This window comes from Lewinella sp. LCG006, assembly GCF_040784935.1.
Classification (GTDB): Bacteria; Bacteroidota; Bacteroidia; order Chitinophagales; family Saprospiraceae; genus Lewinella.
Genome location: NZ_CP160680.1, coordinates 2,075,260 through 2,088,759 on the forward strand (window position 1 = coordinate 2,075,260; position 13,500 = coordinate 2,088,759).

A 13,500-nucleotide genomic window follows, 5' to 3' on the forward strand; every position below is an offset into this window, starting at 1 on the left:
TTAGCTCGATTTTATTTTTTCTTCGATTTTACTGGTCGAATATCCGGGGACGAAGGTGAGTAATGCAACTTTTCCTCCCCAACTTTTCACTTCGCTGGCCCCCACGACGTCTTTTTCTTCGTAATCTGCTCCCTTGACCAAAACATCAGGCCGTAATGCATTGATTAAAGCCAGTGGTGTGTCTTCCCCGAAAACGATGACCGCATCTACAAAAGCAAGGCTAGCCAGCAGCAAGGTTCTCGCCGCTTCGTCCATAATCGGGCGATGAGGGCCTTTAAGTTTTTGTACCGAAGCGTCGCTATTGACACCAACCACCAAGTGTTGCCCTAATTGTCTGGCTTCCGCGAGGTACTTAAGATGCCCGGGATGCATCAGGTCAAAACAGCCATTGGTAAAAACAATCTTCCCGCCGCCCAGCCGCCAGGCGGCAACCTTAGCACGAGCGGAGGGTAGATCAAGTATTTTTTGTTGGATCAGTTCAATCATTTCCCAATTGTGCATCAAAGTTGACCAACTGCACAAAACGCAACATCCGATCGGTGATCATATCATCACTTAGTTCTTTGAGGCGTTCGGTACTGAATTTCTCCACACAGAAACTAGCCATCGCCGAGCCGTAGATGACCGCCCGCTTGAGGTTTTCAAACGACAGATCCTTGGTAGAGGCAAGGTAGCCAATGAAACCACCCGCAAAAGTATCGCCAGCTCCGGTAGGATCAAATACTTCGGCCAGAGGAAGAGCAGGAGCGAAGAAGACCTCGTTGTTGTGGAACAAGAGTGCGCCGTGTTCTCCTTTTTTGATGACCAAAATACGTGGGCCCATTTCGTGAATCGCTGCGGCAGCTTTTACCAGCGAGTGCTCGCCAGACAATTGGCGTGCTTCTTCGTCATTGATGGTGAGTACATCAATTCGCTTCAATACTTCCTTGAGCTCATCCATGGCGGTATCCATCCAGAAATTCATGGTGTCCAGCACCACCAACTTCGGGCGGGTCGTCAGCTGATCCAATACCCGCGCCTGCACGGCTGGCGTCAGGTTGCCCAGCATGAGGTATTCCGTATCCTGGTAATCTGCGGGAAGCACTGGATCAAAATTCGCCAAGACGTTTAGTTGTGTATCCAGTGTATCGCGACCATTCATATCTTTATGGTAGCGGCCCGCCCAGAAGAAAGATTTCTCTCCTTGTTTCACTTGCAAACCGGCAAGGTCTACGCCACGCGACCGCAAGTCATCCAGATCCGCTTCCGGGAAATCATCCCCAATTACAGAAACTATTTTGATCTGTTTAGTGTAATAAGAAGCAGCTAAAGCAATATAAGTAGCGGCTCCCCCTACCACTTTTTCTGCACGACCAAAAGGGGTTTCAATGTCGTCAAAAGCGACGGTACCCACGACCAATAAACTCATAGAAATATTTTTTTGAAAAAAAATCTCCGCAAAGATTGCAAATTTTGATCAGACACTGTACATTTGCGCTCGCTTCTTTGAAGAAGGAAGTTGAAAATATAAAAAGCCTCCTTAGCTCAGCTGGTTAGAGCGGCGGACTGTTAATCCGTAGGTCGAAGGTTCAAGTCCTTCAGGAGGCGCATCATAAAGGTCACTGTAATTTACAGTGGCCTTTTTTTATTGGTAAATCGCGCTTACACATGTTCTCTGTTTACATCCTCTTCTCCGAGGAACACGATAAATACTACGTCGGACAAACTGATGATTTGGAAAGGAGACTGCTACAACATAACGAGCTGTCTGAAAATTCTTTCACTTCTCGCTACCGCCCTTGGGTTTTAGCGCTCGCGATTGCAGTTCCTGACAGAACGGTAGCCATCAAGATGGAGCGATTCATCAAGAAGCAGAAAAGCAAAAAATATTTACGCGAAGTTATCGCCAGTAAAGAGCGACAGCACATGCTCAGGCAGCGATTTATTGAAAACTATAGTGCTGACTAAATCAGCGGGATAGAGCGGTCCCGACTCGCGAGTCGGGATTAATCCGTAGGTCGAAGTTCTCCCGACTTTTCAGTCGGGATCAGAAAGCGCATCATAAAGGTCACTGTAATTTACAGTGGCCTTTTTTTATTGGTAAGCTGAGCAAAAAAAGAGGCTGGAATATTCATCCAGCCTCTGACGTAGAACATAATTAGTTCATGTTATAAAATGGGATCAATTATTTGCTGGTAATACAACTAGTTATACACGCCGACCTCCTTCTCGTTCCCAACGTAGCGCAGATTCTCTGCTCACCTTAGGACCAATTTTTACTATTATCACATCTCCTCCGTACCGTTGACGGTGCTCCTTGTGTCTGCGTTCTAGGTCGTTGGTAATGCCACGGTGCAAAATCTTGTTACCGCACTTAATATGATAGCGATTCGTATTTCGGTTAGCCATGATTTCTATGATTTAGTATGTGATTTAATAAGCCAGCTGGCGGATCATGAGGAGCTTCTTCTCCCAGCCATTCGCCTGTGTCTCGCCAATTTTCATATTGATAAATCCAACTACAGATATTCGGGAAAAGATCTACATCAAATTGCATAGAATTCTGCCATTCCCAATTGCCTGGTTTATAAAGGCAAAGATGACCTTCCTTGTAAATATGTTTAGTATTCTTAGGAAGGTTAGGAGTGGTAACAAAAACACGTGGTTCTGTTTTTTCACTATAGACTACTTTCAGGATATAATTCTGGTAGTCAACCTTAACCTCTTGGTCTGCATACCCAAAACTAAAAGCCCCTAAACGAAATGTCCAGACATAACGATTGCGCGAGCCTTTACTCATTTCCAGTTCGGTTACAAGCCCCTTTTCAGCAAGACGTTGAAAAGCTGCAAGTTGACGATGAGGGAAAAACTTGTGCTTCACCTTTAAGTCTACTGCTTGGCCATATACCCCACCTTTAGGCTTGACAGGAATTGGCTCTTTACAATGTTTAGCACTAGGTACTATAACTAGGCCTCCTGACTTTTGAGCATCTCCAATAGCCTTGGCCCGTTTTTTACGCTCCTCTTCTGTTAACGTTAGGTCTTCAATGGGGGCACAAGGGGCTTCTCGCTTTACCGTTTCAATACCCGCATCACGAGATGCTTTGGTAGTATATGTTTCACTAATGCCAATGATTTCTCCATTTCGAGCCTTTAGAACAAAGTAATATTGTCCATCTTTTGAGTCGAGTCGTTCGTACCGTTCGTCAAATGGAGAATTCTCTCGTACTGATTGGATACCTTTTTCAGCACCTTGTTTTGAGACGTACCCTTCACTCTGAAGGATTATCTCGTTGTTTTTAGCCTTCAGGTGCCAATAATATTGATCGTCCCTGGGGCTTTTGAATAAAAAAAACTTACTGATCTGCATCTTTAATTATTTTTAGCAGTTAAAAAAACTGAGCCACCCGAATTCCGGTTACTCATTACGCTTAGTGCTATGCATAGGCATAGCCATGTCTGTTTAAAGCAAGTCATAAGCTTGGTTTAATGAAATAATAGACCTAGCCACTTCAAGTGATGAAGAGGCAGAACCAGACAAAAAAAGCGAAGTGGAAATAGCTAAATTAGAGGCAGAAAACCATCTATGCAATAAATCTATTGCAAGAATCTTGGCTATTTGATTAAATAACCTTAGGTTTGTTTACTATTAAAATATTCTGCCGGAGTATGAGCTAAGTCTCTGCTTCGGTTTTTTTATGTCAATGACACAAGAGTACCGATTGCAATCAAATACTCGTATGACATACCAAAGGTAAAAACAATATCACAAAAATGCAAACCTGTATAAATAAAAAATCATGCTTGTTTAATTAATCAAAAATACTTACCTTTGTACTATGAATACGCACCAAGTGCTATATAACTGGATAGGAAATGAAGTTTCAAAGCTACGCCGTAAAAAGCGTTTGTCTCAAGCAAAGCTTGCGGAGCTTACAGGACTTAGTCGCAGTTCTGTTTCTAACATAGAAAAAGGTCGTCAGCAATCTCCTTTGCATGTTCTATGGCAGATCGCTGAAGTTTTGGGTGTTCCTATCACAGATATTATTCCGACAAACAATGAACACGAGACGACTCTTGACGATTTAATAGGGAAGGTAGATCAGATGCCTGATTTAGATGAGTTAGGTAAAGAGAAACTAAGTGAGTTCCTCAAAGATCTGTGATTCTTCTCTCAAGTTTAGTGCAATGTACATCCTGTAATCAGTTATAAGAGCCCTAAACTCTTATCTGATCATTACCACTATCTCTACAAATTGTAATCCTATGGCACGTTATCTTACTATAAAAAGAATAAACAGTATAGCCTGGAAGGTGCTACTTGCCGCTGGTGTAGCAAACCCACCTGTTAATCCTTATCAAGTAGCCGATCATCTTAATATAGAGATTAAAGAAAAAGATTTAGGTGATATTTCTGGATTGTTAGTCATCAACAATGGAAAAGCCACTATAGGGCTCAACAATCTAGAGACAAATAATGAAGTAAGAAGGCGATTTACAATTGCACATGAGATTGGTCATTTTGTACTTGGCCACGTGAAGGAAGGAAGAGAAATGTTTGTTGATCAAGCCAATCGGCAATTCTCTCTGTTCATGAGAAACGAAGAATCAACAAAAGGGACAAATCCGCAAGAAATCCAAGCGAATGCTTTTGCGGCAGCACTACTAATGCCTGAGCCTTTCGTTCGTGCAGAATTAGATAAAATGATTGTAGCAGGAGCTGTAAGTGATCTTTCGGGTAATAGCGAAGAGTTTATCAAAGAGTTAGCCAAATCCTTTGGGGTTAGTTCGATGGCAATGACCTATAGGTTAGGTAATTTGCAGCTGTTTGAGACGATGTGATGACTTCTCCCTTAGAAGAACAAATAATCTTCATCAAGATGCCTATTAAGTAGCTGATAAGCATCACTCTGACTATCCTCATGGTGTCTCCAAACGAAGTTGGCAATCCAATCAATGAACATCAATTCCTCAGAGTTTTTACTATCTCCTTCTTTGTATTAAAAAAGCGATTTTATATACAACACTGTATATCAAATAGCTAGAGTAGACGACAAAGGCATTGTAGCAGGGGCAAAGGAAGAAGAATTGTTAAGTATCTCCTAAGATAAAATCTCGCCAAATAAATTCCCCAAAACTTCCGTTTATACAGCACTAATTTTTGCGAACAATCCAACTTTATCATGGCCAAACGTTTACTTTTCTATTCCTTTTTCTTGCTCCTTAGTGCTTCTTTTTTCACGCAATGCGCTAGCTTACAGCACCTGGTAGACAATACCAAGCCATCCTCAACGGCAAACAGCAGCACATCTCAGGTGCGCAAAAATGTAGTAGATTTTGCCGCCGAGCAAAAAGGGGTACGTTATAAGTACGCTGGTCGGAGCCCTCAGACGGGATTTGATTGTTCTGGATTTACACATTATGTTTTCAATGCTTTTGATGTTGACCTTACCCCCGTTTCACGTGCCCAGGAAGATGAAGGCAAGCGCATCAACCTCAAAGATGCGCAAGCTGGGGACTTGGTTTTCTTTCGCAAGAGCAATAACGGATCCGTCTTTCACGTAGCCCTGGTCGTAAGCCAAAGCCCCGGCAACCTTACCGTCATTCACAGTACTTCTTCCCGCGGGGTGATCATGGAAAACGTCTACGATAGTTCCTATTGGCGCACTAAAATCATGAGCGCACGCGATGTCCTGTCTCGTTAAAGCAACTGGGAAGATAAGCTCTACGAACAGAAAAATTGCCATAGAAGGGTTTATATTAATTTTTTATTCATAGCTTTAGCTGTAGGGGGATTATCTTTTTATAGCAATTAAGAGCTTATCGTGCAAGGTAAACGCTGTCACTGCTATCTTGCGCTTGCCATACTATTAACAAAACATGGACTGTGTCAGAAACGAATCAGGCCCCTTTATTGGCAGATACTAATCGACTGGTTATCCAACTAACGAAATCAAGAGCTTTTCGCAAAAAGCTTCCTGAGGTGCTACGGGTGTTATCGAATCATCTGGGGGTGGACGAAAGCTACTTGCTTGAAATAAGTCCTGTCAAAGGTGTTCCCGACCAGTTGCTCTACCATAAAATTATTCAAGTATCCAGTGCTGGCAAAAAGACAGAACACTCCATTGCTTCCCTTTTTTCAACCGTCACTTTCTCGCAGCGGGTATTAAAATCATGGTTGTCAGATTTGGCCAGCTTATCCAACGTACAGCTATCGATCAATCACGATTCGGAGGAAAACACGGGGGTCCCGCAATTGATTTATGCCAGCCAAAAAGAAATGCCCGCCCTTGAAAAAGTAAAAAACAACCAAATTTGTAAAGAAATCATAAATGCCCTGGGCATCTCTTTTTCTTCTTTCCTTGTCGTGCCACTCGTCTATGAACAAACCATTTTAGGTTTTTTTGCCACCCATAGTCAAACATACATCAAACACACTCCTGCACATCTGGAAATGCTTGTGGCTTTGATGCAACTGGTCGCCAAACTTTACACCTGCGAAAAAGTAGAAGACCAACGAATCTTTCACGAAAACCACCTACTCAAAACCAGTGAGAAAAGATACCGCAAATTCATCCGCCACAGTGCAGAAGGTATCTACTTCGTGAATTGCGGTAAACCAATCTCTACCTCCCTGGATATTGATTCACAGACGGAGCTGTACTATGCCAATGCGTATGTGGAAGAATGTAATTTAGCCATGGCCAAGATGTATGGCTTTGATGATGAAGCCGGGCTTGTTGGTAAGCGTGTAGAAAATATTCACCAAGGAGAAAACTATGAGCAAAACAAAGAATCCTTCAGGGTTTTAGCGGCAAATAATTACCAGATCAAGGGCCAAGAGACGAAAGAACTGGATAAATATGGCAATTGGCGATTTTTCAAAAATGAAGCTTTCGGTATCATCGAAAATGATCATCTGCTAGGCATCTGGGGAATTCAGAGAGACATTACTGAAAAGCATCAGAACGAACGAGGAGATGCGTTATTAGAAGCCGTCCTTCATGCTATCCCGGATATCAAAATACGTATCAATATTGAAGGGCAGATTCTGGCACTTTACGGTTCTGAACAAAAACAGGATGGGCTTTCTTTTCAAGACAATGCCATCACCGGCAAGCATCTTACTGAAGTGCTACCCGTTTTTGTAGCTAAAGGATTACTGTTTAATGCCCGTAAATCACTAGAAGAAGACGCCTTGCAATCCTTTGAGTTTCTCGATGCCGATACCAGTGATGGCAACATACGCTACTACGAAGCACGGATCAACAACATCAACAAGGAGGAGATCATCATCATTCTAAGAAACGTCACCCAACTAAAGATAGCAGAACAAGCCCTTACCGAACAGATCAGCCAGGTCGATCAAAAGAATCGTCAACTACAGAAGTACATTGAGTCCAATCTGCAACTCGAAAATTTTGCTTTTGTAGCTTCACATGATCTCCGTGAGCCCGTCCGTACCATGCGTACTTTTGGACAGTTTCTGAAAAAACGGGTTGGTCATAAGTTGGATGAAGAAAGTATGACTCATCTCGACTTTATCATCAACAGTGCTAGTAGGATGAACCAGCTCATTGAGGATTTGCTGACTTATTCTCGCGTAAATACGGAATCAGCCACCCACGACCCTATTGAATTATGCCCCCTGCTCGAAGAGATCACCAATAGCCTAAAAGCAACCATAGAGGAAACTGGTGCAAAAATCATCTACAAGCATCTTCCTCCTGTCATCCACGGCAATCGCCTGAAAATCCTGCAGGTTTTCCAGAACTTACTGGCCAATGGCATTAAATTTCACCGAAAAGAGGAGCCACCAAAAATCATTATTTCCGTCAAGGAAACCAAAACCCATTGGCGTTTTATGGTCGCCGATAACGGCATTGGTATTGAAGAAGAATTTCATGAGCAAATTTTCGTCATCTTCAAAAAATTGCACAATTACCAAGAGTACCAAGGTACGGGCATTGGCCTTACCCTCGTAAAGAGTATTGTTAATCAACACGGTGGAGAAATATGGTTAGAGTCTACCGTAGGAAAAGGTACCACCTTCTATTTTACGCTATTAAAGTAAATCGTCATGAACAATTTTCAGCGCAAAGTTCAGGAACTTAGCGAAAACTACCTCAACAGCCTGGCTCATGCAGATTTAGAAGGGATACTAGGCCTTTTTGCTCCCACGGCCCTCGTGAAATCGCCGCTTTATGGCAAAATGACGGCAGCCGCTTTTTACCACAATCTCTTCAAAGACACCCAATCCTCAGAAGTACAACTAAAGGACGTACTCACCAATGAAGAAAACCTCTCGGCCTGCCTGTTTTTTGCGTATACCTGGACGCTGGCCAGTGGTGCTAAAGTGGAGTTTGAAGTCATTGATTATCTCCAACTCAATAAAGAGGGCTTAATAGAACTGCTACAAATCGTGTACGACACGCGACATAGCCGCCATGCGTACGAAGCGCTCAATTAAAGTTTTACCTGCATTCGCAGTGCCCTCAATCCTTGTACTCCTTGTAGTGGGCCCAACTCATAATCATGCGGGGGCTCGGTGATGTAGCCATGGTAGAGCAAATAATCAGCGTATTTCAGGTATTCCAGGCGGTCTTTTTCCTGGAGATAAACCACCGAGACATGGCCAGACTTGGTGATTCGTTCATCTGTTCCAGAAATAACGGCTTTATCAATTCGCTTTTTCAGGATTTCATAACGAACATTGTAAGCACCATCTACATCAAATCGCTTTTCATCCATCCGGAAACGGATCGACAAGGGTGTCGTGTATGCAAAGACCAACTGAGCAGTAGTTAATGACATCGGCCAATGCTGTCTTTGTATTTCTACTTGGCGCGTAATATCACACATTTGAATCATCTGCCACAAGCGGAAGTTGCGTAAATGAATATCACTAAAGATATTCTTCTTTTTCAGGATGGACTGCCCCAGGTACATATTGTATTCTACCCCATCGGTTTTGTAGCGTTCAAAATAATGAGGGAGCGTTTTCTGCATAGCGACATTTTCTTTGTCCAGAAAGGAACCTATCAGGTCATTGAGTGCTTCAACGCTTTTTTCATAATCCTTGCGTTGCTGATATACGATACCCAGCTCAGGATCAAGCGAATTAAAATAAGCCCTGACCGCGGGGCTAAGATCAACATTCTCCATGGCCAGTTGACGCAATAATGGTTGAATTTCAGCGTGTAACAAATCCAGTACGCGTGTTTCGTCGTTGGAGTTGAATGTATCCGTCAGGTGCTGTAATTCCCGATCCAAATGAAGGAGCGCCTGATTAACCAGAGGAAAAACAAGCAAATCTTTGCTTTTCACCAATACCGCCCGTGCCTCAGAGAGTTCCGTTATCAAATCAGCTCGGACGGCCTCGTTGCGCTTGGTCGAAGAGCCCACAATATCTGCTTGTCCATACAACGGATACACATCCTTAAAGACGATGCCTTTGCCTCGGGTAACTTTCTCGCCATTGGTACGCTTCTCCAGAAGACTGTACGCTTCTTCGATAAAACGCCATTCTACACTAGGATGCAATGCGGTGTACTGTTCACGAATAACGGCTTCAATAGCATTGTCCACCTCTTCCCGGCTTCGCTCTACCGCCGTACGAAACAAGCCTACAATCTCTTTAAACTTGAGCTCAATAAAACTGTGCAAACCATAAGCATGGGGAGAGCCCAACTCTACCAGACCAACGACATTGTCCTCCATGTCCACTAAGGTGGCGATGATAATCGAACGGATGCCCTGTTCGATCAAGGCCATCTCAAGTGGCGTTTGATTTTTTACATTCCTTAAATCTTCGATCAAGAGTACCTCCCGAAACTGGCACACCCGCTCGTAAATACTGCCGCTATATTCCGGCGCAAGCAAGTTGGGAATCTCCTGGCTTAGAAAATCAAAACGAATTTTATACTGGTGAGCAACAGCCCGTTCTACGGGATAGTCAATGGCCGTCACACCCAGACGCAGATCAGGTACCCCCAGGTAAATTTTCATCAATTGCTCCAGCTCTTCAATATTCTTTCGATCAAGAACGGCATTGCGCCGAAGCAAGTGGTGCTTAATCTGCGAAAGCGATTCCTCGCTGGTAATGTCTAACATGCTCACCATCACCAAGCCTTGAAATTCAAAGGTGTCCACTGGCAAAGCATTTAGCCAGCGATCGGTATCGTAAATATTGGAGAGCAATTGATCAATTTCGTGCTGGGAAAGCATGGGCAGTTCCCCATTTACTTTGACATCAACAAAGCTGATGTCCATAATCGCTTTATAAAACTTGGGTAATACAGTACCGCTTTCTTCGATGCTGATCAATATTGGCGGGTCAATCTCAATTTGCTGGCCGTAAAATTTATTTAAAATAAGGCTTCCCGCCTTGACCAGTGTCGCGCAGAATAGGATATTATCTGTCTTGTTGAGCGTATACTTGACATCACTCTTCAGAAAAAGGTCCTGTAGTCGAGGACTCGTATACACATCATCCATCGAGAAAGGGCGAGAAATCTTGACCAACTGGTTATCCTGGGTATAGGAAGGCACCAGAAAGGAAAGCAGCAAGTCTACCAGTTCCTGGTGTTCGTTTAAAACAGACATGTTTGTTATTGGCCCCCTCAACTCCTTTACCTTCTCTATCCTGGCGAGGATTTCTTGGGCGACAAAGGCAGTACCACTTTGTGTTTGTGCTATCTCCTCAACAGACCGAAGCAAGGGTTCGAAAGAGAAAGAACTGGGAAAAGGTAAAAGGAAAGGGTTGCCAGCCTTCTTTAATGAATCTTTGGCACCAGACCATTCTTGATAATTTTGCGTAAAGGGCATTTCCATGCTTTCCATCTTTTAGCCAAAACTAAAGTATAATCACCTCAGTGTTAATAAACAGCATAGGCTTTAAGTAAGTTAAAAAATAACGGTCTGTCTGTCTAGGAAATCGCTCCATCTATCGGTTATTACCACCATTTCGTTTGATTGCAGAAAAAAAACTGCAACTTTTCCTGTTTAATCTCCGTCTATCAAACGTATCCATTTCCTGAAGAAAGTAGCGGTGGGACAAGCTTCAACGCAGGGCTTGTTTATCGATAATACCACAATCAGGAGTTTTTTTTTGAAATCACGGAGGCTCAAAGAAGCGGTATTTAAGCTGTTTCCGAGAGACCTTCACAAACCCGACATGATGAAAAATTTTCTTAGTATGCTGGCCATCGCCAGCGCCGTACTTTACTGTACCCCCGCATTGGCAAACACAACACCCGTAAAATTGCTGGTAAAAGTGGAGACATTAGACCAAAACCACATTAAGCTCCATTTAGCTAACTTGTTACAAGAGACAACGGTAATTAGACTACAGGATTTTGAAGGCACCACCTACTTCCTTCAGACCATCAACGACCACAATGGCTATGCCGCCAGCATCAACCTGGAAGCTTTACCCGAAGGCCGCTATATCCTTCGCATCACTGGAAAAGAAAGTCAGATTGATCAAGTTGTGTTCAAAGGGGACAACACCCTTTTTGTGAGCCAACCAAAAGTATCGAAATAATGACCCCAGGGGATTTGGAATCATTTTCAAGTCCCCTTTATTAGACTTGCTCTTACGCTGGCGAAAGAAATCGCAACGCATTAGGCAAGAGCGTAATCGTTGCGGGGCACGCTCCCAGAAATTCGCCATCAGCTTCTATTAGCAATTCATCCCCATCCTCTGCCACCACTGCCATCGTTTCGCAATGGGTGAGGTGAGCTTTATGGTAGCTCGCAATCCGCCCTTTGTAAAAGCGAAAAGAATTTAACACCACTGCCAACTTACTAACTTTCCCTACCCAGGTCAGCGCAAAGGTTTCTCCCTGGCTACTCGCATGCGGAACCAGTTGCATCCCTCCCCCTGAAAATTTTCCTATTCCGGCATTGATGGTATAAAAAGCAGCTTTGTACTGATGTTGCTCATTGTATTTAATAATTCCTTTTTGAGGCTGGTACATGAATAAACACCGAAAAGTAGCCCAGAAGTAGAATAATTTTCCTGGCAACAGACTTTTTTTACCCGCCATGTAGCGCACCACAAAAGCATCGTACGCCAAGCCAGCCACATTCATAAAACAGCGTACCTCAAGGCCCGTATCCGATTGATAGCTTATTTTGCCCAAGTTTTGGTAAGCGGGTACTGCGGTAAGAAAATACGAGCGCCACCGCTGCCAGCTTTTAGGAATTTCGTGCGATTTTATCCAATCATTTCCAGTACCCAAAGGCAACAAAGCAAAGGTAATCTCTCGGGTTGGCACCTTTTTTTGCAAAACAATACCATTGACCACCTGATGCGCAATACCATCTCCGCCGACGGCCATGATGTGGCGAATACCTTCGGCCACGGCTTCCGCCACAATCGCCGTAGCGTCGCCACGATGCCTACTGATAACAATTTTAGTATCGGCCAACAAATCGGTCAGTTTGGTTTGCACAGCTGGCCACCACTGCCCCAAATTCCCATTATTGGCCTGGGGGTTGACGATAACTAACCAGCGAGCGGTCAGATGTGATCTCTTAGTATTTTGTATCATTGTGGCAGCATAAAATAATTTCCAATATCCATATTCCGATCAGTAGTGACAAATATCCTGGAAATAAAAGAGGTCATTAAGGCCTACGGCAGCAAAATAGCAGTAGATCGGGTGTCTTTAACGGTACCCAAAGGAACTATTTTTGGACTATTGGGCCCCAACGGTGCAGGGAAAACCTCCCTGATCCGTATGATCACGACCATCACCCGCCCCGACGAAGGGGAAATCATTTTGAACGGCGAGCCTTTAAATGCCGATCATCCTCGTCAGATTGGTTATTTACCCGAAGAACGGGGGCTTTACAAGAAAATGAAAGTAGGTGAACATCTCCTGTATTTAGCTCAATTGAAAGGCCTAACCGCTGCTACTGCCAGGCAAGCTTCTCAACACTGGTTGGAAAAATTAGGCATGAGCGAACGTTGGAACCAGCCCGTAGAAGCGCTCTCCAAAGGCCTTCAACAGCAAGTACAGTTTATCGCAACGGTGATTCACCAACCCAAACTATTGATCCTCGACGAGCCTTTTTCCGGGCTTGACCCCGTAAATACCAATCGGCTTAAAAAAGAAATCCGCTTGCTCAATGAACAAGGGACCAGCATCATTTTCTCTACCCACCGCATGGAGCAAGTAGAGGAAATTTGCGAAGACATCATGCTGATCAATGCTGGCAAGAATGTCCTACAAGGTGCCGTCAGTGAGATCAGGGAACGTTACAAACAATACCATTTTCAATTGCACTACCAGGGAGAACTACCTGCTACTTTCGCCCAACATTTTTCGGTGCTGGAACAAGGTAAACAATCCCTCACTTTTGCTGGTCAGGAAAATGAAACCGTCAACAGCATCCTGCAACAGCTTTTACAACTGGGGGTTCAGATTCGCTCTTTTACCGAGGTGCTGCCTAGTTTGAATGATATTTTTATTCGTACGGTTGGGGCGGCTGCTCCCGCTTCCTAAAATTGCC

Annotated in this window: 14 protein-coding genes and 1 tRNA gene; 9 read left to right on the forward strand and 6 right to left on the reverse strand. The window is 43.8% G+C overall.

The features are described from left to right. Positions 1-486, reverse strand: coding sequence for a D-glycero-beta-D-manno-heptose 1-phosphate adenylyltransferase (rfaE2, locus tag AB0L18_RS07035; RefSeq protein WP_367391879.1), 486 nt, complete (start codon positions 484-486; stop codon positions 1-3). Beyond that, positions 479-1,408, reverse strand: coding sequence for a PfkB family carbohydrate kinase (locus AB0L18_RS07040; protein WP_367391880.1), 930 nt, complete (start codon positions 1,406-1,408; stop codon positions 479-481). The genes rfaE2 and AB0L18_RS07040 overlap by 8 nt, the downstream gene beginning before the upstream one ends. Before the next feature lie 105 nt (positions 1,409-1,513). Here AB0L18_RS07040 and AB0L18_RS07045 point away from each other — a divergent pair. Both AB0L18_RS07045 and AB0L18_RS07050 read left to right on the forward strand, forming a co-directional pair. Then, positions 1,514-1,587: transfer RNA gene (locus tag AB0L18_RS07045), tRNA-Asn, on the forward strand. A gap of 60 nt (positions 1,588-1,647) precedes the next feature. Continuing rightward, positions 1,648-1,947 (forward strand): GIY-YIG nuclease family protein, encoded by a 300-nt coding sequence (locus tag AB0L18_RS07050; RefSeq protein WP_367391881.1) that lies wholly within the window; start codon positions 1,648-1,650, stop codon positions 1,945-1,947. A 240-nt stretch (positions 1,948-2,187) separates the two neighbouring features. On the opposite strand, the gene AB0L18_RS07055 is transcribed toward AB0L18_RS07050, so the two are convergent. Together AB0L18_RS07055 and AB0L18_RS07060 are read right to left on the reverse strand one after the other, a co-directional pair. Beyond that, positions 2,188-2,388, reverse strand: coding sequence for a hypothetical protein (locus AB0L18_RS07055; protein ID WP_367391882.1), 201 nt, complete (start codon positions 2,386-2,388; stop codon positions 2,188-2,190). Next, positions 2,381-3,349, reverse strand: coding sequence for a YegP family protein (locus AB0L18_RS07060; RefSeq protein WP_367391883.1), 969 nt, complete (start codon positions 3,347-3,349; stop codon positions 2,381-2,383). Before AB0L18_RS07060 ends, AB0L18_RS07055 begins: the two co-directional genes overlap by 8 nt. A 469-nt stretch (positions 3,350-3,818) precedes the next feature. Between AB0L18_RS07060 and AB0L18_RS07065 the strand changes: the two genes are divergently transcribed. The 5 genes from AB0L18_RS07065 (at position 3,819) to AB0L18_RS07085 (ending at position 8,449) form a co-directional block, all read left to right on the forward strand. Continuing rightward, positions 3,819-4,145 carry a helix-turn-helix domain-containing protein gene (locus AB0L18_RS07065; RefSeq protein WP_367391884.1) on the forward strand — a complete coding sequence of 109 codons (327 nt, stop codon included), beginning with the start codon at positions 3,819-3,821 and terminating at the stop codon, positions 4,143-4,145. 100 nt (positions 4,146-4,245) lie between these two features. Further along, positions 4,246-4,821 (forward strand): ImmA/IrrE family metallo-endopeptidase, encoded by a 576-nt coding sequence (locus AB0L18_RS07070; protein ID WP_367391885.1) that lies wholly within the window; start codon positions 4,246-4,248, stop codon positions 4,819-4,821. Positions 4,822-5,162: 341 nt separating this feature from the next. Beyond that, positions 5,163-5,684 carry a C40 family peptidase gene (locus AB0L18_RS07075; RefSeq protein WP_367391886.1) on the forward strand — a complete coding sequence of 174 codons (522 nt, stop codon included), beginning with the start codon at positions 5,163-5,165 and terminating at the stop codon, positions 5,682-5,684. Between the two features lie 182 nt (positions 5,685-5,866). Further along, positions 5,867-8,053: an ATP-binding protein gene (locus tag AB0L18_RS07080; RefSeq protein WP_367391887.1), complete on the forward strand. Its 2,187-nt coding sequence runs from the start codon at positions 5,867-5,869 to the stop codon at positions 8,051-8,053. Positions 8,054-8,059: 6 nt separating this feature from the next. Further along, complete coding sequence (locus tag AB0L18_RS07085) at positions 8,060-8,449, forward strand: nuclear transport factor 2 family protein (RefSeq protein WP_367391888.1); 390 nt, start codon at positions 8,060-8,062, stop codon at positions 8,447-8,449. Here AB0L18_RS07085 and AB0L18_RS07090 read toward each other — a convergent pair. Continuing rightward, positions 8,446-10,812, reverse strand: a complete 2,367-nt coding sequence (locus AB0L18_RS07090; RefSeq protein ID WP_367391889.1) for a hypothetical protein — start codon at positions 10,810-10,812, stop codon at positions 8,446-8,448. The genes AB0L18_RS07085 and AB0L18_RS07090 overlap by 4 nt on opposite strands. Before the next feature lie 343 nt (positions 10,813-11,155). Here AB0L18_RS07090 and AB0L18_RS07095 point away from each other — a divergent pair, with 343 nt between their 5' ends. Then, on the forward strand, positions 11,156-11,524 hold the full coding sequence (locus tag AB0L18_RS07095) for a hypothetical protein (protein ID WP_367391890.1): 369 nt from the start codon (positions 11,156-11,158) through the stop codon (positions 11,522-11,524). A 52-nt stretch (positions 11,525-11,576) separates the two neighbouring features. Here the strand turns inward: AB0L18_RS07095 and AB0L18_RS07100 are convergent, their stop codons facing one another. Then, positions 11,577-12,536 (reverse strand): diacylglycerol kinase family protein, encoded by a 960-nt coding sequence (locus tag AB0L18_RS07100; RefSeq protein ID WP_367391891.1) that lies wholly within the window; start codon positions 12,534-12,536, stop codon positions 11,577-11,579. Positions 12,537-12,581: 45 nt separating this feature from the next. Between AB0L18_RS07100 and AB0L18_RS07105 the strand changes: the two genes are divergently transcribed. Then, entirely contained in the window at positions 12,582-13,493 is a 912-nt protein-coding gene (locus AB0L18_RS07105) for an ABC transporter ATP-binding protein (protein ID WP_367391892.1), read from the forward strand. Positions 13,494-13,500 lie beyond the last annotated feature (7 nt).